The sequence below is a fragment of the Lysinibacillus sp. A1 genome, from assembly GCF_000801965.1.
In the GTDB taxonomy this organism is placed as follows: Bacteria; Bacillota; Bacilli; order Bacillales_A; family Planococcaceae; genus Lysinibacillus; species Lysinibacillus fusiformis.
In genome coordinates this window covers 56,401-79,038 of the sequence record NZ_JSZM01000025.1, presented here as the reverse complement: position 1 = coordinate 79,038, position 22,638 = coordinate 56,401, and the positions used below count along the sequence as shown (strand labels likewise).

The 22,638-nt window shown below is 37.9% G+C and carries 22 protein-coding genes; 7 read left to right on the top strand and 15 right to left on the bottom strand.

The genetic code is table 11. The features are described 5' to 3' along the window. Nucleotides 1–4: 4 nt before the first annotated feature. Nucleotides 5–1,435, top strand: coding sequence for a LutB/LldF family L-lactate oxidation iron-sulfur protein (locus PI85_RS18825; protein WP_036125059.1), 1,431 nt, complete (start codon nucleotides 5–7; stop codon nucleotides 1,433–1,435). Beyond that, nucleotides 1,432–2,148 (top strand): lactate utilization protein C, encoded by a 717-nt coding sequence (locus PI85_RS18820; protein ID WP_036125056.1) that lies wholly within the window; start codon nucleotides 1,432–1,434, stop codon nucleotides 2,146–2,148. The genes PI85_RS18825 and PI85_RS18820 overlap by 4 nt, the downstream gene beginning before the upstream one ends. A gap of 126 nt (nucleotides 2,149–2,274) precedes the next feature. Here the strand turns inward: PI85_RS18820 and PI85_RS18815 are convergent, their stop codons facing one another. After that, the gene (locus PI85_RS18815; protein WP_036125054.1) at nucleotides 2,275–3,570 is read right to left on the bottom strand and encodes an MFS transporter; all 1,296 of its coding nucleotides are present in this window, start codon (nucleotides 3,568–3,570) and stop codon (nucleotides 2,275–2,277) included. Nucleotides 3,571–3,694: 124 nt separating this feature from the next. Here PI85_RS18815 and PI85_RS18810 point away from each other — a divergent pair, with 124 nt between their 5' ends. Further along, nucleotides 3,695–4,945, top strand: a complete 1,251-nt coding sequence (locus tag PI85_RS18810; protein ID WP_036125053.1) for a helix-turn-helix domain-containing protein — start codon at nucleotides 3,695–3,697, stop codon at nucleotides 4,943–4,945. Between the two features lie 39 nt (nucleotides 4,946–4,984). Here the strand turns inward: PI85_RS18810 and PI85_RS18805 are convergent, their stop codons facing one another. From PI85_RS18805 to PI85_RS18765, 10 genes are all read right to left on the bottom strand, one after another. Continuing rightward, a complete protein-coding gene (locus PI85_RS18805; protein WP_036127818.1) occupies nucleotides 4,985–6,889 on the bottom strand; it encodes an endonuclease MutS2 in 1,905 nt (634 codons plus the stop codon). A gap of 133 nt (nucleotides 6,890–7,022) precedes the next feature. Continuing rightward, on the bottom strand, nucleotides 7,023–7,148 hold the full coding sequence (locus PI85_RS25085) for a hypothetical protein (RefSeq protein ID WP_012293905.1): 126 nt from the start codon (nucleotides 7,146–7,148) through the stop codon (nucleotides 7,023–7,025). Between the two features lie 197 nt (nucleotides 7,149–7,345). After that, a complete protein-coding gene (gene rarD, locus PI85_RS18800; protein WP_036125050.1) occupies nucleotides 7,346–8,257 on the bottom strand; it encodes an EamA family transporter RarD in 912 nt (303 codons plus the stop codon). Nucleotides 8,258–8,386: 129 nt separating this feature from the next. Next, nucleotides 8,387–8,932 carry a hypothetical protein gene (locus PI85_RS18795; RefSeq protein ID WP_082011592.1) on the bottom strand — a complete coding sequence of 182 codons (546 nt, stop codon included), beginning with the start codon at nucleotides 8,930–8,932 and terminating at the stop codon, nucleotides 8,387–8,389. A 190-nt stretch (nucleotides 8,933–9,122) separates the two neighbouring features. Further along, entirely contained in the window at nucleotides 9,123–10,292 is a 1,170-nt protein-coding gene (locus PI85_RS18790; protein WP_036125048.1) for a toxic anion resistance protein, read from the bottom strand. A gap of 222 nt (nucleotides 10,293–10,514) precedes the next feature. Continuing rightward, nucleotides 10,515–11,735 (bottom strand): ABC transporter permease, encoded by a 1,221-nt coding sequence (locus PI85_RS18785; protein ID WP_225316223.1) that lies wholly within the window; start codon nucleotides 11,733–11,735, stop codon nucleotides 10,515–10,517. Nucleotides 11,736–11,742: 7 nt separating this feature from the next. Then, the gene (locus PI85_RS18780; protein ID WP_036125044.1) at nucleotides 11,743–12,648 is read right to left on the bottom strand and encodes an ABC transporter ATP-binding protein; all 906 of its coding nucleotides are present in this window, start codon (nucleotides 12,646–12,648) and stop codon (nucleotides 11,743–11,745) included. Between the two features lie 13 nt (nucleotides 12,649–12,661). Next, entirely contained in the window at nucleotides 12,662–13,192 is a 531-nt protein-coding gene (locus tag PI85_RS18775) for a DUF2812 domain-containing protein (RefSeq protein ID WP_036125042.1), read from the bottom strand. 60 nt (nucleotides 13,193–13,252) lie between these two features. Continuing rightward, nucleotides 13,253–13,789: a DUF2812 domain-containing protein gene (locus PI85_RS18770; RefSeq protein ID WP_036125040.1), complete on the bottom strand. Its 537-nt coding sequence runs from the start codon at nucleotides 13,787–13,789 to the stop codon at nucleotides 13,253–13,255. A 1-nt stretch (nucleotide 13,790) separates the two neighbouring features. Continuing rightward, the gene (locus PI85_RS18765) at nucleotides 13,791–14,105 is read right to left on the bottom strand and encodes a PadR family transcriptional regulator (protein WP_036125037.1); all 315 of its coding nucleotides are present in this window, start codon (nucleotides 14,103–14,105) and stop codon (nucleotides 13,791–13,793) included. Nucleotides 14,106–14,289: 184 nt separating this feature from the next. On the opposite strand from PI85_RS18765, the gene PI85_RS18760 reads away from it, so the two are divergent. After that, nucleotides 14,290–14,871 (top strand): TetR/AcrR family transcriptional regulator, encoded by a 582-nt coding sequence (locus PI85_RS18760; RefSeq protein ID WP_036125034.1) that lies wholly within the window; start codon nucleotides 14,290–14,292, stop codon nucleotides 14,869–14,871. A 57-nt stretch (nucleotides 14,872–14,928) separates the two neighbouring features. Further along, a complete protein-coding gene (locus PI85_RS18755; RefSeq protein WP_036125032.1) occupies nucleotides 14,929–16,110 on the top strand; it encodes a YhgE/Pip domain-containing protein in 1,182 nt (393 codons plus the stop codon). A gap of 310 nt (nucleotides 16,111–16,420) precedes the next feature. Here the strand turns inward: PI85_RS18755 and PI85_RS18750 are convergent, their stop codons facing one another. Then, nucleotides 16,421–17,002, bottom strand: coding sequence for a TetR/AcrR family transcriptional regulator (locus PI85_RS18750; RefSeq protein ID WP_036125030.1), 582 nt, complete (start codon nucleotides 17,000–17,002; stop codon nucleotides 16,421–16,423). A gap of 156 nt (nucleotides 17,003–17,158) precedes the next feature. On the opposite strand from PI85_RS18750, the gene PI85_RS18745 reads away from it, so the two are divergent. After that, the gene (locus PI85_RS18745) at nucleotides 17,159–17,917 is read left to right on the top strand and encodes an SDR family oxidoreductase (protein ID WP_036125029.1); all 759 of its coding nucleotides are present in this window, start codon (nucleotides 17,159–17,161) and stop codon (nucleotides 17,915–17,917) included. A gap of 55 nt (nucleotides 17,918–17,972) precedes the next feature. On the opposite strand, the gene brnQ is transcribed toward PI85_RS18745, so the two are convergent. Together brnQ and PI85_RS18735 are read right to left on the bottom strand one after the other, a co-directional pair. Next, nucleotides 17,973–19,313 (bottom strand): branched-chain amino acid transport system II carrier protein, encoded by a 1,341-nt coding sequence (gene brnQ, locus PI85_RS18740; protein WP_036125027.1) that lies wholly within the window; start codon nucleotides 19,311–19,313, stop codon nucleotides 17,973–17,975. A gap of 179 nt (nucleotides 19,314–19,492) precedes the next feature. Then, nucleotides 19,493–20,245: a carboxylesterase gene (locus PI85_RS18735; RefSeq protein WP_031419567.1), complete on the bottom strand. Its 753-nt coding sequence runs from the start codon at nucleotides 20,243–20,245 to the stop codon at nucleotides 19,493–19,495. A 284-nt stretch (nucleotides 20,246–20,529) separates the two neighbouring features. Here PI85_RS18735 and PI85_RS18730 point away from each other — a divergent pair, with 284 nt between their 5' ends. Beyond that, entirely contained in the window at nucleotides 20,530–21,435 is a 906-nt protein-coding gene (locus tag PI85_RS18730) for a LysR family transcriptional regulator (RefSeq protein WP_036125024.1), read from the top strand. 35 nt (nucleotides 21,436–21,470) lie between these two features. Here the strand turns inward: PI85_RS18730 and PI85_RS18725 are convergent, their stop codons facing one another. After that, the gene (locus PI85_RS18725; protein ID WP_036125022.1) at nucleotides 21,471–22,268 is read right to left on the bottom strand and encodes a DUF1835 domain-containing protein; all 798 of its coding nucleotides are present in this window, start codon (nucleotides 22,266–22,268) and stop codon (nucleotides 21,471–21,473) included. Nucleotides 22,269–22,638: the final 370 nt, after the last annotated feature.

Genomic DNA, 22,638 nt, shown 5'->3' with positions numbered 1-22,638 from the left:
ATTAATGGCCATGAAAACTAGTAATGATCGCTTTTCAGACCGTGTTACAAAAGAGCTTGACAATCCATTTATGCGTAATGCTGTTTCTAATGCTCAGGACCGCTTTCAAACTCGTCGTCTACAGCAAACTCTGGAACTTGGAGATTGGGAAGAATGGCGTTCACATGGAGAAGAAATACGTAAACATGTTTTAGAAAACCTAGATTATTATCTATACCAATTAAGTGAAAATATTGCCAAAAGAGGTGGCCATGTTTTCTTTGCTCAAACTGCTCAAGAAGCGACAGCCTATATTCAAGGTATTGCGAAAAAGAAAAATGCCGCTAAAATTGTTAAATCAAAATCGATGGTAACCGAGGAAATTAACCTGAATGCTGCTTTAGAGGAATTAGGCTGTGAAGTGATAGAAACGGACTTAGGTGAATACATTTTGCAGGTTGCAGATCACGAGCCCCCATCTCATATTGTGGCTCCTGCTCTGCATAAAAACAAAGAGCAAATTCGAGATGTGTTTAAAGAAAAACAAGGCTACACTCAATCGGAAAAGCCAGAGGAGCTTGCTCTTTATGTGCGTGATAAACTACGCGATGAATATTTAACTGCTGATATCGGTATAACAGGCTGTAATTTTGCTATTGCTGAAAGTGGAACGATTACTCTAGTCACCAATGAAGGTAATGCTGATTTAGTTACGGCTCTACCAAAAACTCAAGTCACTGTTATGGGAATGGAAAGAATTGTTCCTACCTTTGAAGAAATGGAAGTTCTTGTTAGCTTATTAACACGTAGTGCTGTAGGTCAAAAGCTGACAAGCTATATTACTACGCTTACAGGAATTAAAGACGAGGGTGATTCAGATGGACCTGAGGAATTCCATTTAGTCATAGTGGATAATGGTCGCTCTGCCATACTTGGTGGCGAATTTCAGCCTATCTTACAATGCATTCGCTGTGCCGCCTGTGTCAACGCTTGTCCTGTTTATCGTCATGTCGGTGGGCATACGTATGGCTCTATCTATTCGGGCCCTGTTGGTGTGGTTCTCTCTCCGTTATTAGGAGGCTATGATGATTTTAAAGAGCTCCCCTATGCCTCAACGCTATGTGGTGCCTGTACAGATGCTTGCCCTGTAAAAATTCCTTTACATCAGCTTATTCATAGACATCGTCAGGTCATCGTTGAAAATGAAGGCAAAGCACCTGTTTCCGAAAAGCTAGTAATGAAGGCATTTGGCTTAGGGGCTTCTTCCCCTACTTTGTATAAAATGGCTACAAAAATGGCCGCTCCTGCAATGTCTCCATTTACGAAAGACCATACGATTACGAAAGGTCCAGGTCCTTTAAAAGCATGGACTGAAGCACGGGATTTCCCTGCACCGAATAAAAACAGTTTCCGAAATTGGATGAAGCACCGTACAAAAGGAGATGAAGAATCATGACTGGTACCATTCAGCATCGAGAGGATTTTTTAGCAAACATTGCACAGCAGTTAGGGCGTTCACCTATTACAACGCTTCCACGCCCCACTTGGCAGTACCAACCACAAAACCGTACATTAATAGATGCCACAAGAGACGAATTACTAGAGATTTTCACGAAACAATGCGCCAATATTCATACGAATATCGTGATTTCGAATTGTGCGAAGCTTTCTCAAGATCTACAATCTGTGGTGGACCATTACGGCGGACAATCCGTCATTACTTCTAAGGATGAACGATTTCAAGATTACGGATTATCTAAGTTAATGACAGAAAAATGGCCACAAGCTAATATTCAATATTATGAATGGAATTCTCAGCAACCAGAGGAAAATATTCAACAGGCTGAAAAAGCAAATATCGGTTTGACTATTAGCGAGATGACGCTAGCTGAGTCAGGGACCGCTATCCTTTTTAGCAGTAAAGATCTAGGAAGAAGTATTAGCTTCTTACCTAAAAAATCAATCATTTTGATCCCGAAAAGTACAATTGTTCCACGTATGACACAAGCAGCACAGTGGATTCGTGAAAAAATCAAAAATGGAGAAAAAATTCCTTCTTGTATTAACTTCATTACAGGTCCTAGTAACTCTGCAGATATCGAAATGATTTTAATCGTTGGTGTTCATGGCCCTGTTCAAGCCACCTATCTCGTGATCGAGGATCGCTAAGCTCATTAAAACAGGAAAGCTGTTGAGATCTGCTACTTCAGGCGGTTGCAGTACTCTTATAAAAAGAAAAAAGCAAAAGCTATCATGACGTCACGATAGCTTTTGTCTACAGTCATAAGCATGCATTTATGTTGTTGAATGAGGCACGCTTTTTGTGATGGCTTCTTTTTCATAATACTCTGGATGTGCTTCTTTTAAGATAGAAGTACGTAGCATCACTAGTGAAATGATAATGATAATGACGCTTGTAACAGGCAATATGATCGTGGCTGGTATAGCATCGTATAATACTCCATACACAACCATACCAATTGGCATCATGGACATTGCCATTGTTTCCATTAGTCCGAAAACGCGGCCGCGGAATTCTTCCGAGATGTTTTTTTGCATATAGACCCCTATTGGCATATTAATACCCATTTCGAAAATGGCGAAAATAAAATAAATGATTAGATAAAAACTAACAATTGCGATATAGGAAAAATTCGTGACTAATGGAATCACGGCTAAAGCAAGACTACCTGCCAACAGCAATAAGCTAATTTTTGAGAAACGTAATGGTGCTTTGACTTCTGGTCTTGTCGCAAAATAAATGGAAGCGATAAGCATACCCGCTGCACCTGATGCCTGAATAAAACCAAAATGCGTTGATTCTACTTTTAGCAATTCAATGATAATAAACGTTCCTCCAACAGCGATGGCGGAAAAGAATAGATTAATCCATAATGCCACCCACATGATTGTTTTTATGACTTTACGCTGTTTTATATAATAGAAGCCGCCTTTAAGCCCTTCCCACACTTTTTCCTTCTTTTCATCTTCTCCTCTTGTACTATAGAGTTTAAAATCCATTGTTGCCTCTAAGCAAAACGCTATGATATACGCTCCGATATTTACCATTAAAAATACGTCAATATTGAAAAATCCATACATCATACCGCCAATGACGGGTCCCCCAATGGCAGCCACCGACATCGATAATTGATTAAAAGACATCGCGCGCTGTAAACGTTCTGGATTAACAAGTGTAGCAATTGCAGATGAAAACGTAACCCCTGAAAATGCGGAACATATCGTATTAAAAACAGTAGCTATGTAAATAGCATAAACAGACATCCCTACCGTTTCTGTATAAATCAGTAATCCCCCTACGGTCAAAATAGTTCCTGCCTGCGCTAATAAAATTGTTCGTTTTTTTGAAAAATTATCCGCGACATACCCAGCCAATGGTGCTACGAGAGCACGAGGTAACACAGAACAAATCATATTGGTCGCAAAGCTCATGGCGGACCCTGTCATGGCTAATATATACAAGCTAAAACCAAACGCCATGACATTTGCCCCTAGCATGGCAATCATTTTACTCGCTGTAAATGTCCATAAATGATAGGTCGCCTTTTTTAATTTCTCCACTTCATTCATCTCAAAACCCCCTCCGTGTTTTAACTAAATTAAAAAGTTTAATTTTATTAAACAAAATATAACACAGCTCCCCCTTTTCACGCAAGAAAAAGTTTAATATAATTAAACAAAAGGAGGCGAGGCAGTGAACTCTCTAGGCGCACGAATTCGTAAATTAAGGAAAGAACAAAAATTAACATTAGAGGCGCTTGCCGGTGATCGTCTAACAAAAGGAATGCTGAGTCAAATAGAAAATGAAAAGGCCAAGCCCTCTATGGAAAGCCTTGACTATATTGCCGAAAGGTTAGGTGTCAAGCCTAGTGAATTACTCGAAGAAGTAACCCCTTCATCCATCCGTTCACTTTTAGAGCAGGTTGAAATTTTATTTGCAGAGGTAAAATGGGGAGATATAGTTCGTCATCAAGAAATTGTTGATTTGATAAAACCAGCAGTAGAGGGCCTTCCTGATAGCTACGAAGCAGGCCGTTTATTGTATATATATGCTGTCACACAGTATGAAGTAGGATTAGCTTCATGGGAAACATCCCTCCTTCAAGCCCGCACTATCTTTAAGGAAATTAATTTACTTAGCCATTGGTTCAAAACATTCATCCTGCAAATGAACATATTGGCGGAAAAACGTCAATATGACTTGGCCTATGCCTGTATTTTACAGGCGCAAGAAATTATTGAACAAGAGGATTATCAGCTTGATTCTCGGGATGCTTTATTAATGGCTTATTATACAAGCATTTTACAGCTCGCCATCGGAGAACATGAAGAAGGGAAAAAATTAATCAACGAAACCATTGCGAATGCTCATAAAAACCAACTGTTTTATCAAATCGATGATATGTATCGTATCGGTGCTTATTGCGCGATGATTGACCATGACTTTGAACAAGCTGAGCATATGTTTATGAAGCTGGAGCAATATCGGGCATTTGCCGAACGCGTACTAGTAGATGCTTTCATCTATATTTTACGGGCACATTATTATAATAATTACATGTTTAATTATGAGCAGGCGTTAATAGAAATTGAGAGCTTTAATGAGCTCAAGCATGAGGATTTAGAAATTTTGGATTCAAACTATTATTATGCGGAAAAAGGAAAATCCTTATATTTACTTGGTCGTTATGAGGAGGCAAGGGCTGCATTTGAGCATTTTCAAGCATCACCTGTTTTCGTCAGCCATCCATATGATATTTTAGGCTTAAATGAATGCTTTTCCTATAAGGCTCTTTGCTATGCGCATTTCGGGGAACTGACAACCGCCTATGATATTGCGAAAATGGCATACAACGATTCACTGGATTTAGTTGATTTGCCTTATAAACGCAAAATCGAAGAAGTCTATATGACGATTAAGGCACAGATTGATTCTACTTCTTAATATGAAAGGGATTGCACCGCTTCGTGCAATCCCTTGTTTTTACTTTTGCTGATCTTCTTTGATTTGCTTATGAATTTTGCGTAATGCTTTTTTTGACCCTCGCTCAATATCATGCTGAAGCTTACGTTCTTGATAGTCGACAAATAAGGTCTCAAGATCATATCCTTCAGGATATAATTCGGTTGCCGGTAGCTCTAATGTAAGTCGTTTCACATGAACCTCTAGCATTTGACCCTTATAGTACACAGTGACATTATAGAACTGATTCATCTCTTGATAAACAAGCCCGACATCATCATGATCCAATAATTTCACACGATCCCCTTTGGCAAATTTAATGATTGCTGCCCTGCCAGCTTTCTCTTCTTTCGGCTTACGAATTTTACTATCCTGCACCCGAGTCAGCTGATAATCCTTATTATCCATATAATCCTGTGCTCGTTGCAAAACCTCTGCACGGACATTCATTTTTTTAGAAATCCAAAGAGCATTACTCTCTCCAGACGTTCCAATCATTAACTGATACAAAGGCTCTAATGTTTCACTATTAAATCGCATAGCCGCATTCATAAAGTCTGGATGCATCTCTGAAAATCGTTTAATTTCTCCGTAATGTGTTGTCGCTACTGTCATACAGCCCATTTGATAGAACTCTTCCAAAATCGCAATAGCCAGTGCCGCACCTTCATTCGGCTCAGTACCACTGCCGATCTCATCAAATAATAATAGCGTATGGTTATTGGATGCTCTCATAATGTCGGAGAGATTTTTCATATGTGATGAAAACGTACTTAGCGCATTTTCCATACTTTGATTGTCACCTATATCGACAAAGATATGATCGAATATAGCCAATTCAGTGCCCTCATCTGCCACGATATGAAAGCCGGACATTGTCGCCAATGTTAATAAGCCAATTGTTTTCAACACAACGGTTTTCCCGCCTGCGTTTGGTCCAGTAATAATTAGACTCCTATAATCTTTTCCAATCGTAAATTGAAGTGGCACAGCATTCCCTGGTAATAAAGGATGTCTACCATTGATTACTTGGATGAAGCCATAATCATTGAGGCGTGGCTCCATACCGCCAATTTGTTTACTAAATTTTGCTTTAGCAAAAACCATATCATATTGGCTAATCAACTCCATATTAATATGGAGAGCTTGAAGATGATCCATTAAAAGCCCAGATAAAGATGCTAAAATCTGATACTCCTCCACCGCCTCTTCAGCCTTTAAAGTAGCTAATTCTCCATTTAATTTAGCGACCACACTTGGCTCCATAAAAACAGTTGCACCCTTTGAGGAGATTTCCACTATCGTCCCTTGTACATGATTTTTATAGGAAGCCTTAATTGGAATCGTATAGCGTTCATCCTTTTGACTAATAAAGAACTCTTGTATATACGTTTTATTGGCACTGTTGTTCAAGAATTTTGTTAAGCGGTCTTTTATTTTTTCCTCTGTCGTTTCGATATGATGACGAATCCGCTTCAATTCTCGACTAGCAGCTGAATCAACGCGATTAGCTTTTATGGCAAAATTAATTTCTTCTTCCACACTTTTAAATTCAGCCATCGAATTTGCGTAAGATGAAAGAACTGGCGCAAAAAATTCCTTATCCAACATGAATTTTTTAATGTTACGACAGCCTCGTAAAAAGTCTGACATACTGATGAGCTCACTGGGGTCCAAAATCATACCTTTTGCCAATTTGGTCATGATATGTTCAATATTGGATACGCCTAGAAATGGGACATGACCCTCCGCATCTACGATTACCCGTGCCTCAGTTGTTTCATTCAAGCGAGTTTTTACAACTGCTAAGTTTGAGCTTGGCATTAATTTATCTAATAACTGTTTGCCCAATCCACTTACACAATAGGATTTAACGATATCTTTTAATTCTTGGTATTGTAACTTCTCTAGCGTAGTAAAATTCATTTGTATATGCTCCTCATTCTGATATTTATCATTCATGAAGATACCTACTCAATATTAGATAGCAATGAAGTGTTAAATAAACTAAAAAAAGCTGTGAGGAATCCCCACAGCTCTATCTTCAAAAGGCGAGTGTTCATAGCACTACAAATAAAACCTCATTTTCAGAAGTTTCATCCATATATGCACCGCTTGATAAAGTATTGTAGGTATCTACATAGGTTTTGAAATAAATCCATGACCAAATAAGGGGTCTGTTCATGACATATATCCCCTGTCGCCATATCATTTATTTCATGTAATTTTTACCTAGTTAGAACCTACCGCACTCACAAAAAGCACCTCTCAATTTTTATCATTGTTATCTAATTATTGACATCATCTTACTATATGCTGACTAAATTGTAAAGGTGCGCTCTCCATGTAGTCCATTGAATAAAAAAAGACTTGTAGAATATTCTACAAGTCTACTGATTTATGATGAGCTTTTCTTGTTTCTATAATCTTGGAACCTGAGAATAGTAATAATGCTCCCCAAATGATGCTAAATGCTAAAAGCTCTATCTGACTAAATGGCTCTTTGTACAGTACGATACCTAAAATCAATACAATGGTTGGTGAAACATATTGAATAAAGCCCAATAAATACAATGGAATATTTTGTGCACCTTTTGCAAATAGGATGAGTGGTACAGCTGTTACTAAACCACTGAAAATCATCAAGATATCTGTTTTTACGTCAACATGTAAAAACGAAGCTTGATGGGTTGTAAATAGATACACATAATAGCCTAAAGCAAATGGTAGGATTAATAATGTTTCAATAGCTAATCCTCTCGTCGCATCCAGTGTAATTTTCTTTTTCAATACGCCGTATATCGCAAAAGATAGCGCAATCAATAGTGCTACCCATGGTACTGAGCCATAATTGATCGTTAAAATAATAACTGCCATAAAGGCAATTCCTGTCGCTACCCATTGTGCGCGACTCAACGATTCTTTAAAGAAAATTACTCCAAAAATAACAGATATGAGCGGATTAATATAATAGCCTAAGCTTGTCTCAATTAAATGGTTATGGGTTACTGCCCAAATATACAAGTACCAGTTCATTGAAATGACGAAGGATGCACCCGCAAGCTGCCAGAAATGCTTTTGATGTGACCATAAATATTTTAAGTCCGCGATAAGGTCTTTACGCATTCGAAATACGATGACAGCCAGTACAGTAAAGACAAACGACCAAATCACTCGGGATAATAAAATCTCCATGCTTGGTACATGTTCAAGTAGTTTCCAATAGAGAGGAAAGGCACCCCAAAAGGCATAGGCAAAAAATGCCGCCAAAACCCCTTTTTTCTCATTTGACATTGCCACTAACGCTCCCTACTCATAGTGAAATCAATTGCGATCTCACATAATATTAAACTAGTTAAAGAATAGACTCATTATAGGGCTTTGAATGGCAACTGTAAATGCTAAATTTCTAGACTTCTTAGATCAACGTCCATTCTTCTGCTCTGATTCTAGCTCGGAGATATATTTACGCACTGTACTATAGCTAATATCTGGATTGATTTGGCGTTTGATGCGAATATGGATTTCCTTTATACCAACCCCTTGCTCTCGCATATTTCGGATCATCGACTTAAGCGGTCCCGTTAATGACTCTCTCGACAAGGACGTATATTTACTCAGTTCAATTAATAGCTCCGTATTTTGTTGTCGGAGCACCTGCATTTCCTCTACCACGCAATTATATTCCGTTACTTTTTTTTGCAGGACAATGTTTTGCTGCTTAGATTTTTGCAAGTCCTCTGTCAGTACTGCATTTTGCTTTTTTAATATTTTTCGTTCTTGTTCTATCCCATTTTGCTTATGATCTAAATCTGCATGTCTCGCACTATACACTTTTTCCTTATGCAATAACTCTAAATAACGGCTTTGTGGAATAAGCATTAAAGTTTCAGCTGCGTGAAGAGCAAGCGTTCCATCTTCAAAAGGCTCATACGACAATGTAGAGGATTTTACTTTATTGGTCATCATTTCACTCCTCCACGAATGATTTCATGTATTCGTATTGCTTTGTATAACATCTGTTCGCTTCCTTTTTCATTTGATAATCATTCTCATTTAATTTTATCATAATCAGTATTTTCCTTTTTGTCAAAGAACAATTAATACATACAAAATAAAAAAAGCTTCTTGCAAAAATTTCTACAAGAAGCTTCGAGTATTACATTTTTTTCAATTTTTCATATTCTAATTGCAAACGTTCAATACGTTTACGACCTTCTTCACGACTTCTAGCTGTTTCAGCTTGAATTTGCTTCGTTTCTTGAATACCAGACATAATCGTTTGCCATGTTGTTTCAATTGTTTCAATTTTTATGCTCGGGCTACCTGCTGCTCGTGCTATATTAACGCTGTTTTTACTAATGTTTTCGGCATTGCGCACAAGCATTTCATTCGTACGGCGATCTAGCTCAATCATAGAATCGGAAATAAGCTTTTGGCGCTTTAAAGTAACGGCATGAATTAAACCTTGTTTGAAAATAGGGATTGTCGTCACAAAGGCTGAGTTAATCTTCGCAATTAAATGGTTATTACCTTGCTGCATTAAACGTATTTGAGGTGCAGATTGAAATGATACTTGCTGCGCCATTTCTAAATCATAGCGACGTTGCTCTAATAATTCCACTGCACGTAGCATTGTTTCATATTCCATTGCCGCTAATTGATCGCCCGTCTGAGCCTTTTGTTCAAGGGCCGGTAATGTTGAACGAACATCTTCTATCTTGACTTCAATCGCAGCGACAAACTTACTTAAAGATTGGAAGTAATTTAAATTTTGATCGTATAGATTTTCAAGGTCAATTGTATTTCGCTTCATTTCACCTTCATATTTTTGAATTTCGCGGTAAATGACATCTACTTCCTTATTCATGCTGTCATATTTAGATAGAAACTTTTCCAATTGCTCTTTTCCTTTATTAAAGAGCTTGGAAATAAAGCCGCCTTTTTTCTCCTCCGAGAAATCTTGAGGATCAAATTTATCCATAATTTTATTGAGATTATTTAAAAGGACACTCGATTCTTCTAGTTTGCTGGACTTCATAGTAGCCAGCATTTTATCAGAAAACGTAGAAATGCCACTTGCTGTTTCTTTCCCAAGCTCTAGCATGGCAATTTGATCTTTAACATCAATTCGTTTAGCAAGTGCATGAACCTCTGGATCTTTCTTTAACATAAGCTGGTTTTGCGCAATTTGTGATAGCTCTTGCTCAGATACAAGTACTGGTTTTTGTTCAGGCTCTTGTTGCATAAGTGGATTAGGTTGTAATAAAGGATTTTCAGTAGCGAATGGGTCCTTGGATTTTAAAAGATCATTGTTGAATTCAGACATACGTTTTACCCCCTGCAATTTATCTCTACAATTTACTTACGATTACTTTGGAAAAAGGTTTCATTTCCGATAGAAAGACAAAACCAATTTCAAGCTCTTAATTAAATTATAGCTTCTTTCTAAACAAAATTCGACTGATTACGCAAATTCCTTTACATTGTTTTCTAACGTTGGCATGAAACAACCAAAAAGCAGCTACATCATCGTGTAGCTGCTTATCATTTAAGTGGTAACCTTTAAAACTGTTTTAATTTTTTGAATGACCCCGCCTGAGCTATATGTCAGTACACTACGCTTATAGAACGATAAACTAAATAGGTACACGACTATAATCGTTGCGATTAAAATACCTAAAGATAGTAATGGAACTAACCCTCCGATATCTGTAGCACCTATCCTCATAGGCATGATCATTCCTGATGTTAATGGAATATAAGAGAATATTTTAATAATGATTGTATCTGGATTACCCATCCCTGTTAGCATGACATAGAAGCCGATAATCGTAATAATCATGGCAGGCATTAATACCTGACCTGCTTCTTCTACTTTCGATACTAATGAGCCAAATAATGCGCCAATGATAAGATACAGGATAACCGTTAGCAATAGGAATACAATGGCATAGATAACATAGCCAACAGACAATTCTTTGACAATGCTAGCAGCCGCATCCCAAACGATACCGCCTTTTACGAGCTTAGCATAAATCAGGAATACTGCTGCAAGAATGCCCATCTGCGTTAAAGCAAGCAATAAAACACCTGCAATTTTTGCTTTAAAATGAGTAGTTGGTTTGACACTTACTAGAAGCATTTCCATTGCTCTTGAACCCTTTTCAGAGGCAATTTCAGTCGTAATCATAGATAGGAATGTAGAAATAAAGAAATAAATTAAAATTCCAACTGCATAGGAAACAACTAAACCTGATTGCTTTTCTTCTTCACTTTTTCCACCCGTTGATTCCTCATTTAAGTTTTTAGTGGAAATCGTAGTTTGAGCAGCCATAATTTGTGCTGCCTGCTCTGGTGAAAGTGATAATTGCTGTACCGCATAGTGCTGACCAGCATATTGCAATAAAGATGACAATGTCGATTGATCGTTTAATTTCAGTGGTGTAAACGTAGCAATTTCAGCTTGTAGCTGACCACCTTGATCGTTAATCGTCACTATGGCATCTAGTTTGCCGTCCTTCACTTTTTTTTCAAGTGTCGATCTATCCTTTTCATCTTGGATAAAGGCCATATCCCCATTGGAAACAAAGATACCACTTAAATCAGCAGATGTCTCATTAATAATGGCAATTTGCTGTGCTTCATCATCACCTGTAAATAGTTCCTTAATTTCGGACCAGAAAACAGCTACAGACATGACAAGTACATATAAACATGTCATTAAAATAAAGGATTTTGATTTTATTTTTGATTTATATAATTGTTTCATCAATAAATTAAACTTCGACAACATTGCCACCTACCTTATCTTTAAAGATTTCATCTAATGATAAATAATCCAGGCTGAATTTTTCAATATACTTCCCATTGGAAAGCTGCTCAAAAATACTTTGGGCAAAGCTTTCATCCACTAATGTAAGAACTGTTTGTTCCTTCTCTACACGTACATCCCTGACGCCCTCTAACGCCAATAGCTGTGTTGTTGACCAATCTGTCCGTACTGCCAGTTTTGTTTTGCCATATTGTTTCTTTAAATCTAGTAGACTACCAGAAAATAAAGAAACACCTCTTTTTAATAGGCATAAGTGATCACAAAGTTCCTCCACATTATCCATTTGGTGACTAGAGAACAAAATTGTTGTACCCTGCTCCTTTAAAAGTAGAATGGCATCCTTCAGTAAGTCCTTATTAACCGGATCCAATCCACTAAACGGTTCATCCAAAATTAAAAATTCAGGTTTATGGATAAAACTAGCAATAAGCTGTACTTTTTGCTGGTTCCCCTTTGATAGTGTTTCAGCCTTATCTTTTCGTTTTTCTTCCAGCTCAAAACGTTGAATCCAAAAATCAATTTCCTTTTTCAGCTCGGCTTTTTTCATGCCACGTAGCTCACCAAAAAAGTACAACTGCTCCTCTACTTTCATCGTCGGGAAAATACCACGTTCCTCAGGTAAATATCCTAGCACATCTCGGTTAATCGCATTTACTGGCTGACCATTCCATGTAATTGTACCTGCTGTTGTCTCCTGTAAATCTAAAATCATACGGAAAGTAGTTGTTTTCCCTGCACCATTTTGGCCAATCAGACCAAAAATTTCACCTTTTTCAATTGTAAAATTCAATCCATCTACAGCCGTAAAATCCTTGTACTTCTTCGTGACATGCTGTAACTGTAAAGTCATGTTGTCATCCTCCTTATCCTTCGAATATATGTAAATTTTCTTTCAATCTTTTTTTACGGTTTTCATTTTTAAATATAGAGATACACACCAATATGGATACGATAAAATTTAAACATCCTACACTAGTGTTGACGATTGTTACAGAAGGTCCCCAAGCTCCAATCGAAAAATTATAAAGCCCAGCCACTATATTAAATAGCAACAGTACAATAAAAATACGATTCATTGACTTTATATAGCTAATTTTAGAGGTAGTATCTGAGAATAATTCAAATGGCCCTTCTTCCTTTAGTTTTCGATAATATGCCCAAACACCGAATTTGTGCACACATTCTATATTCATCGCCTCTAGAAACTCAAAATAGTCCTTCGATTTGCTATTCACAAATTCATTCCGATAAATATATTGTTGTGGTTCTCCTTTTTCAAAAACAAAATAACCTACAACTGCTTTTTTTAAATTCCACCCCCGGTCTGCCATTGCATTGACCCACCGTTCTTCCTTTTCATAATCGATAAAAAAACGGTATATTCTTTTTTCCATCCTTTCACCCCACTATATTTTTTGTTATTTTCTGATTTCCCAGAAAATAATGGACGTCCACTAATCTGAAAATATATTTAATTCCTTCTTCAATCGATTGCGGACTCGTCTAAGCCTATATAATGGGAAAGAGAATAAGATGACTACAATTAGATGTAAGCTATGTAAAATAAACCCTATCCAATTCGTCTTTTCATGAGAAAAATCGCCGATCAAGCCTGAAATACCAAAATATAAATTAAGTAGAATAAGAGAGAAAAAGAGAGCCATCTTTTTTGACAGGCTTCCTATTTTAGTTTTTTTATCCGTATAAAGCTCAAACGGACCTCCCTGGGAAGCTTTTCTAAAAAACACAAAATTACCAGAGCGATCAACTTGTTCAATGCCTGAACTTTTTAAAAATGCTAGATAGTCCTCTTCGTAATGAGTGCCAAATCGCTCTAATTCATCATGGCGATAAATATAGCTGCCTGCTTCTCCACGTTCAAACGTAAAACGAATCCATGTAAACTTTTTCAGATGCCAGCCCTGGCAAGCCATGTTGTTGACCCAATTTTCAATTGCATATGGATTAATCATCAAACGATATTTATGCATATTATTCAACTCCTCTCGTTATACGGATACCATTGTCAAAAAGTTCCCTTAATCTCAAAATTTCATATTCAACTATCTTTTTCCCAGTTTCTGTAATTACATATTCTTTCTTGCGGCCATCCTCGTCGAGCGCCTCAATCCAGCCTCGTTCAAGCAAAGTTTTAATGGCCCCATAAATGGTACCTGCGCCTAAGCGTACTCGCCCACTACTCATTTCCTCTACTAATTGCATGATGCCATAACCATGTCTAGGCTCATACAATGCTAATAAAATATAATATACGCCTTCAGTTAACGGCGGATGCTCCTGTGTCATACAATCCCCCTTTATATCGTCTACCAATATATCGTCAGCCGATACATTTAAAATATATCAGCCGCCGATATAGTTGTCAATGTTCTTGTTGTTGATTATTTCCTTGAAACAAATTATTTTGTTGCAGAGAATTATGCACTATGCTAGCATGTAAGTGATTACTTGCACGAAAGGAAGTTTAGGATTGACAACAAAGGGAACTGCAGAACGAATCATCGAAGCTGCTCTACAATTAATTAGTGAAAAGGGCTATACTGCCGCCACAACGAAAACGATTGCTGAATTAGCCGGCGTCAATGAAGTTACACTTTTCCGCCATTTTGGCAATAAGCGTGGCCTCTTGAAAGCCATAGTTGAACAATTTTCGTATTATCCCCTTTTACAAAAGGAGATCCATCAAAATGTTACGTGGGATTTAGAAAAAGATTTATTAAACTTCTCATTAAAGCATTTTGAGTTTTTAATGTCGATTAAAGACTTGGTGATGATCGGCTTTAAGGAGTCCATCCAGTTTCCTGAAATCAGTGAGGAAATAGCCAATATTCCTCTTCTAATCAAAAAGGAACTATGCCATTACTTCCAAGAAATGCAACAACGAGGGAAGATAAGAGAGGTTGATTTTGAAGCTGCAGCGTTATCACTAATTGCGCTTAACTTTGGTCATTTTATGTCACGTGCACGTCTTGGTACCATGGTGTCTGACATACCAACCGAAGAACTATTACAGACAAGTGTTGCTATTTTTTCTAGGGGACTCGTTTCCTAGAAAAAATTTTTCCTTTCGATGCAAGTAAGTACTTACTTTATTATAGGGGGTTTAAACATGAGAGGTTTACAAACTTTATTGAGAATTCGAGAAACATATATTGGCATTGTTGCTGCAATTGCCTTTCAATTAATTTTCTTTACAATTTGGATGACAGCCTATGACGGAGTCAATGAGCGAGCTGATCAATTATCAATAGGCTTGTTGACAGAAGATACAGAAATGGGGTCGCAAATAGTAAAGGACATGAAGGGCAACATTCCATTTACGCTAAAAGAATATTCCTCTATGAAGGATGCCGAGCAAGCACTCAATGAACGGCAAATTAATATGATTATGCAAATTCCAGCTAATTTTACGAAGCAGCTTAGGGCTGGAGAAAAAGCAGAAATCATTTATTCGATTAATCAGGCCAATGCTAGTGTTGCGAAAAACATGATGGATGGCGTAGCTAAGCAATTAACAGAAGAAATGAACCAAATGCTCTACCCATTACAACAAAATCAGGCAATCGAGGTGTTTTCCCAACAATTTGCCCAGCTTCCATTTGAGCAAAATACCTCACAGCAAATAAATGCATCTGTCCAAACAACCATGAAGACAGTTAAAGATCATGCCGTCGATGCGACTATCGTTAAAACGAATGATGTAGAGGGATTTGCAGCAAACTTTGTCCCACTAATGGTCATCATCTCCTCCTTTGTAGGGGCTATGGTGATGATTATGCAACATCAGCAAGCCGCACAAATGGTACAAAGTAGTGTTTCAAAATGGCAATTATTCTTTGCACGCCAGTTGCTCAATATTGGAGTCGCTCTCACTTTACCACTCCTTACAATCGGCTTAATGCATCTATTTACTATTTCGAGTAATGAAAGCTTTCTATCCATCTATTTCTTCCAATCTGTGATGTTCCTAGCTTTCCTTTGCCTCGCACAAGTTTTCGTCATTCTCTTTGGAAATATCGGCATGGTCTTTAATATTTGTGCCCTATCCCTCCAATTAGTAACCTCTGGAGTGCTCGTTCCGAAAATCATGCTTTCTGAAGGCTACCAGCAAATAGCTGCCCTGCTTCCCGCTACTTACGGTGCCGATGGCTATTACACTATTATTTTTGGAGGAAGTGCCGCTAATTTACTACAAAACAGTAGCTCCTTAGCCATCATCATCCTAGTCACTCTGGCAATTGCTACAGTAACCGTAGCAATCAAACCCGCTCCTGCTCTTACCTCTAGTTAGTTGTATGCTTTAGCCCCTTGCTCTGTTCATTTGCTGGATGGACGGGGGGCTATCCGTTTTTGAGTGAGCTATCCACTACTTTGAGCGTTTTATCCACCACTTTTCTCTGCTCTATCCGTCACTTTGAGCGTTTTAACCGTCACTTCGACCGTTCTATCCACTGATTTCTTCATTTCGCATCATTTCAAGCGGACTATCACCTTTTTTGCTCTATCCGTCACTCTCAACGTTTTATCCACCACTTTTTCCTCCCTATCTCCACTTTTTACGCTCAATCCCACCCTAGGAATTCCATCCACTAATCCCCGCTCTATTCACCACTACGGACATTTTTCAAAATCGCGGCGAGTTGCTGATTTAAGACGCTTACGCTGTCCTTAAAGTCGCCACGGTACCATTGGATAATGAGTCCGATAATCGCATTTGCTTGGTAGGCGCTATAATAATCAGTCGAAATTGATTCTGTCATTTGATGCTCGTGATGCAAGGTGATGTCTCTCTTTAGCAATGAATAAATTCCGTCAAACAGCATGTAATAATACGTCAATGGGACGTTTTTGGAAAACACAATACGATAAAACATTTTAAAGCGTTCAATATGATGAAAAATACGAATCGTGTTCGGATCTAGTTGATGTGTATCCAATGTTGTCACGGCACGGTAAGGCTCTTCGTAGGATTGGTATAAATCCTCCATAATTTCTTGAAAGTATTCTTCAAAGAGTCCTTCCTTTTGCTCGTAATGCAAATAGAAGGTTCCTCTATTCACCTTGGCTTCTCTACATATTTCTGCAATGGATATTTGCTCCAAAGGCTTTTGACTAAGTAGTGTCAATAAGGCGGCGTGTAAGGCTTGCTTTGTTTTAATAATACGTAAATCCGTTGTAGACAATTTTTTCAGCTCCTTAGTAAACAGTTTTTTCAAAAGTGTTGATTACTCAACACATCCGGATATTTTGCATATTGAAATCGCTTTCATATTTATTATATGATTTTAATGAACAGATGTTCAATATCTATCGAAAAATAGTATGAGGAGGTCTTTGAGATGAGATTAGAAGGTAAAGTAGCAATTGTGACAGGTGCAGCTTCAGGGATGGGGAAAGCTATAGCAGAAGGTTATGCAAAAGAAGGTGCTAAGGTTGTCGTTTCAGATTTAAATTTAGAAGGTGCCCAAGCGGTTGTGGAAGGCATTCAAGCGGCTGGGGGTACAGCGTTTGCCATTCAAACAAATGTCGCATCAACAGAAGACTTACAACGTTTATTTGATGAAACAAAAAGTAACTATGGACAATTAGATATTTTAGTCAATAATGCAGGTATTATGGATGGTATGGAACCAGTCGGAGAAATCTCTGATGATCGTTGGGATACAGTATTTGCGGTGAATACAACAGCTGTGATGCGCTCAATGCGTATGGCAACAGACATTTTCCTTGCCCAAGGACATGGTGTCTTTGTCAATAATATTTCTGCTGGTGGCTTATACGGTGCACGTGCAGGAGCTGCATACACTGCGTCTAAACATGCCGTTGTTGGATTAACTAAAAATACAGCCTTTATGTATGCAGATAAAAATATTCGCTGTAATGGTATTGCGCCAGGGGCAGTTATGACGAATATCGCCTCTTCCATGACAAATATGAGTCAAACAGGTGCAGCACGCCAATCACTTGGTTTATCGATTAATCCTCGTGCTGGTCAACCTGAGGAAATTGCTCAATTAGCTATTTTCCTTGGCTCAGACGAAGCGAGCTTTGTGAACGGACAAGTTATTGCTGTCGATGGTGGATGGACAGCTTACTAATATCGTAAAAAAACAACACGCACAGATGTCTTTTTCTGTGCGTGCTTACTTTTAATTATAGTACTTTTTTAGATGGAATTAGAGCTCCAAGTATTGCTCCAATGACCGCAGGCAATATCCACCCTAACCCTATATCATAAAATGGTAAAATGGAAGAATAAGCCTTCTCTACAACATCAAATACATGTAATTCCGCTTCAGGCACACTTCCTACTAAAGCTTTATAGCCGTCTATTACGCTAATGAAAAATGTGAAAATCATCGCGATGGCATACACCGTTTGCTTATTGTGAAAGAACGATGAGCTTAGTGCCAGTAATATTAAAACAATCGCAAGTGGATATAGGAACATAAGAACAGGGATGGCGAATTGTATAATATTGTTTAATCCGAAGTTGGCAATGACGAAGGATACCACACACAATAAAAATACAAACCATTTATAGCTAATCTTCGGAAACACTTCGTGGAAAAATTCACTACATGAAGTGATTAAGCCGATACTTGTCTTTAAACAAGCGAGCACAATGATAACGGCTAATAAAATAGCACCGAATGAACCGAAATAATGGTCAGCCACTGCGGCAAAAATTAAACCACCATTATCAAAGGTACCTACAGCTGAAATACTGGAAGCACCCATATACGTAATCAAGCCATAAATAAGCATCATTAGGGCCATTGCAAATATACCTGACGTCCATGTCGCCTTCGCTATTTCCTTCCGATCTGATATACCTGCACTTTTAATTGCATGAATGACCACAATCCCGAAGGCAAGCGAAGCTAAAGCATCCATCGTATTATAGCCCTCTTTAAAGCCTGTCATAAAGGCTCCATCTATATAATCACCCATCGGTTGCTGGAAATCACCCATCGGCTTGACGATACTCGTAATAATTAAAATGAATAACACAATTAAAAAGGCTGGTGTTAAATATTTACCAATGTAATCCATAATTTTTGCTGGATTTAACGAGAAATAAAAAACGATGGCGAAAAAAATGAAGCTAAACACGGCAAGCAATAATGTAACATGCTGTGCTTGAATATATGGCTCAAAGCCCACTACAAAAGGGACGGTCGCCGTACGTGGAATGGCAAAAAACGGGCCAATTGTTAAGTAAAGGGCCAATGAAAAGACAATACCGAAGACGGGATGAACACGGCTCGCTAAATCGCGTAAGCCATTACTACCTGATAAACCAATCGCTAAAATTCCGAGGAATGGTAGACCGATAGCTGTGACTAAAAATCCGATTAACCCAAGCCAAAAATGGGTCCCTGCTAGTTGACCTAATTGGATTGGAAAGATAAGATTCCCTGCTCCAAAATACAGCCCAAATAACATAGTGCCAATGACTGCATAGGTTGAGAAAGGTATTTTTTGTTGCATAATTGATGTGCTCCTTAGAAGTTTTTAACTATAGCAAATTATTTTAATCGAATGATTTTTCATTACAATTCAATTATGTTATCAAGCATTTATTATAATTACAATAGTTTTTTCGAATATCATTATGAATATAGAAAGTTAGTACATAAAAAAAAGAGCTGCCCTCTGACAGCCCTTCCTTAATTTGCAACTGACCATTCAATATGATCTAAAAATTTATAAACATCTTCATATACTTTGTCACGTTCTTTATCTAACGTAATAATATGACCTGAATTTTCATACCAAATGATTTCTTTGTCATCCGTCTCTACAGTATTTAAAATAAACGGTGCACTTTCCTGATAAAGCTCATCGTCTAATGACCCTTGAAGTACTAATGTTGGAGCTTTAATTGTAGATAAATCATCACGTGTTTCAGTCGTTAAACGTGTTACACCATCTAATGAATCTTTTGGTGAAATACGTAATTCATGTAATTCTGAAATAATTTGATCTTTTGATTTATTTTCAAAGTGTTTATATAAACGAGCATAGTGGTACAAGCGTGTAAATAAGCCTTTTGAGTTATCACGTGTAATCGGTGCACACATCGCTACACATGCTTTTACTGGAAATGTCTCTGCTACTTTCAATGAGAAAACACCACCTAGTGAAATGCCAACAACTGCGATTTCTTCATAGCCTTTACTTTGAAGGAAGTTATAGCCTTCAACAACATCGTTCCACCAGTCTTCTGGTTTTGTTTCTAATAATGCTTCTGGTTCTACTCCGTGACCACTATAAATCGGTGCATGAACGGTATAACCTCGTTGAGATAAAAATTCTCCTAGCTTTTTCACATCTTTTGTGCTACCTGTGAATCCATGCAATAATAGTACGGCTTTTTTGCCTCCCTCAATTGTTAGAGGTTGCGGCTTTGTTAACTTCATTTTAGGATATCCCCTTCACGGAAATTATTAATTGTGTATTTTATGTGTCTATCTTAACACCCTTTATTCATAATGTACAATTTATAGTTTTTATCAAATCAATATGTCTCATGCATGAATGATGTCAACTTAACACCTGTACTATCACACTTTCTGCTACTTAACTTTTCCATTCTTCTAATTAAAGGCAACGTCTTTTTAAAAAGTTTTTGCCACCTATACTTCCTCTCTGTTTCCCGTTATAATGCAGTTAACTTAAAAATTACGAGAATAGAGGTGAAAAAATGGAGTGGCAACAATTAGAATATTTTGTAACCGTTGCAAAGTTAGAACATATGACACGTGCTGCAGAAGCTTTGGCAATCTCACAGCCAGCGCTAAGTCGTTCGATTTCAAAGCTGGAAGAAGAACTAGGTGTACCGCTTTTTGATAGGCAGGGACGTTCCATTATGCTCAATCGCTATGGTGAACTTTTTTTATATCGTGTGCAACGAATGCGGAAAGAATATGAGAAAGCTGTCTTAGAATTACAAGAGCTTAATAATCCGGAGCTTGGGGATGTGTCACTCGGTTTTTTACACACTCTTGGGACTAGTATTGTGCCTGACTTAATTCGTGCTTTTCGTCAGAAGCACCCCCATATCCGTTTTCATTTCACCCAAAATTACTCGCATTCTCAATTAAAACAATTGCTTGCTGGAGAGTTAGACCTGTGCTTACTAGCTGCGATTGATACAGAGCCTCCCGTTAGCTGGAAAGAACTTTGGCGAGATGAGTTATTTATTATGGTTCCAATTGATCATCCTCTTGCTCATCGCAAAAGCATAAAAATGAAAGAATTGGAGCATGAGAACTTTGTGCTGATGAAAAAAGGGTATGCCCTCCGCCGCTCAGCTGATCGCTTGTTACATGCTGCGGGCATTAAGCCTAAAATTTCTTATGAAGGTGATGAGGTATCTACCATTGCAGGTTTTGTTGGTGCAGGTCTCGGTGTTTCATTGCTACCTGATGATGAGGATTTGAATCCGAAAAAAATCGTCAAAATCCATGTGGAGGATATGGTTTGTGAACGTATTATTGGCATGGCCTGGATAGACAATCGTTATTTGTCACCATCTGCTCGCCAATTCCAACAATTTGTCTTTGATTTTTATGATAAAAAAATATCTCCTCCCTCTCAGGAAAACTGAAACGGTAGGTTGCCCATGCAGCCTACCGCTTTTTATTATACATCTATATACTTCACTCTACAGGAATGGAAATCGGATAAATCTCCTTCTATCTGAAAGAAGCCTTGCTCAATTATAGTCATTATGCGTTTCATAATGAATTCATCACTAATATTATCATCTATGGCGACGTTAATAGTATTGATCATAGGCATAAGTAAAAGCCATTCTTCATTTTGTTGTGCATGCATATCCTTCACAGCGGCAATGATGAGCGTATCCAAAGCATCTTCCTCAACATGTACAATGCCCTCTTTCCACAATCGGAGTGGACTTGCATGTTCTTTAAGGTCTTCCCATTCCTTGGCAAGCTGTTGACATTCCTTAACCGAAAATCGTTTTGCATAAGGACGAAGCTTCATGAGCATGTCTGAGGAAAGCTCCCCTGTATGGCGAATAGCGAGATGTGGTTGAATTTGCTTCAGGCCATCTGTTGCGTCAATCCCATAAACCATACTACATTTATGAATAAACTCACTCATGACATAGCGCAAACCAATCTGTTCATGTGTATTTTGACTATACCAAACCCAAACATCCACATCACATGGCAGCTCGGCAATTTTTTTCTTCCAGCTTTCATACATATCTACGTATAATTGCTGATCTTCATTATCCTTTATAATATGAGTGTTTAACCATACTATGCGCTCTTCTAAGCTGCGAAGAGGTCCAATAGAGAAATCATCATGGACACTTAAAACGGATTCATTACGTTGCAAAAGATGTTGGCGTATAGCAAGCTTCATGGAACCCTGGGTTGCTAAGCTAAAGGTTATATGTAAAATAGCCATGTGAATTCCTCCTAATGTTTGCTAATGGCAATCTGTATCCCTATCAGTAAAGAGGATACCTTGAACCATATTTAATCGCTTAGCAAGCACAGGCTTTCCAATAATGACGAATCTATCTTTCCTGCACCAATACTAAACAAAAAAATATTATTCATGCTTGTACTAAAAATACTATACCCAAAATAAGCATTTGAAACGCCCTATGTTCAAGTGATGTATTGACGACTGTGATCACTACACAAGGGATTGAAGATTACTCATTACTATCCCTTTTCTATAAAAAATAAGATTGAGAGGTGACTCTATGCATCTTGGAAACCTCCAATAATGCCCTTCCCCCACTACTTTTAACAAACTATTTTCATTATAC

Coding starts and splice junctions, on each gene's coding strand:
- PI85_RS18825 (WP_036125059.1), top strand. CDS start 5: ATGGCCATGAAAACTAGTAATGATCGCTTTTCAGACCGTGTTACAAAA.
- PI85_RS18820 (WP_036125056.1), top strand. CDS start 1,432: ATGACTGGTACCATTCAGCATCGAGAGGATTTTTTAGCAAACATTGCA.
- PI85_RS18815 (WP_036125054.1), bottom strand. CDS start 3,570: ATGAATGAAGTGGAGAAATTAAAAAAGGCGACCTATCATTTATGGACA.
- PI85_RS18805 (WP_036127818.1), bottom strand. CDS start 6,889: ATGAATTTTACTACGCTAGAGAAGTTACAATACCAAGAATTAAAAGAT.
- PI85_RS25085 (WP_012293905.1), bottom strand. CDS start 7,148: ATGAACAGACCCCTTATTTGGTCATGGATTTATTTCAAAACCTATGTA.
- rarD (WP_036125050.1), bottom strand. CDS start 8,257: ATGTCAAATGAGAAAAAAGGGGTTTTGGCGGCATTTTTTGCCTATGCC.
- PI85_RS18795 (WP_082011592.1), bottom strand. CDS start 8,932: ATGATGACCAATAAAGTAAAATCCTCTACATTGTCGTATGAGCCTTTT.
- PI85_RS18790 (WP_036125048.1), bottom strand. CDS start 10,292: ATGTCTGAATTCAACAATGATCTTTTAAAATCCAAGGACCCATTCGCT.
- PI85_RS18785 (WP_225316223.1), bottom strand. CDS start 11,735: ATGAAACAATTATATAAATCAAAAATAAAATCAAAATCCTTTATTTTA.
- PI85_RS18780 (WP_036125044.1), bottom strand. CDS start 12,648: ATGACTTTACAGTTACAGCATGTCACGAAGAAGTACAAGGATTTTACG.
- PI85_RS18775 (WP_036125042.1), bottom strand. CDS start 13,192: ATGGAAAAAAGAATATACCGTTTTTTTATCGATTATGAAAAGGAAGAA.
- PI85_RS18770 (WP_036125040.1), bottom strand. CDS start 13,789: ATGCATAAATATCGTTTGATGATTAATCCATATGCAATTGAAAATTGG.
- PI85_RS18765 (WP_036125037.1), bottom strand. CDS start 14,105: ATGACACAGGAGCATCCGCCGTTAACTGAAGGCGTATATTATATTTTA.
- PI85_RS18755 (WP_036125032.1), top strand. CDS start 14,929: ATGAGAGGTTTACAAACTTTATTGAGAATTCGAGAAACATATATTGGC.
- PI85_RS18745 (WP_036125029.1), top strand. CDS start 17,159: ATGAGATTAGAAGGTAAAGTAGCAATTGTGACAGGTGCAGCTTCAGGG.
- brnQ (WP_036125027.1), bottom strand. CDS start 19,313: ATGCAACAAAAAATACCTTTCTCAACCTATGCAGTCATTGGCACTATG.
- PI85_RS18735 (WP_031419567.1), bottom strand. CDS start 20,245: ATGAAGTTAACAAAGCCGCAACCTCTAACAATTGAGGGAGGCAAAAAA.
- PI85_RS18730 (WP_036125024.1), top strand. CDS start 20,530: ATGGAGTGGCAACAATTAGAATATTTTGTAACCGTTGCAAAGTTAGAA.
- PI85_RS18725 (WP_036125022.1), bottom strand. CDS start 22,268: ATGGCTATTTTACATATAACCTTTAGCTTAGCAACCCAGGGTTCCATG.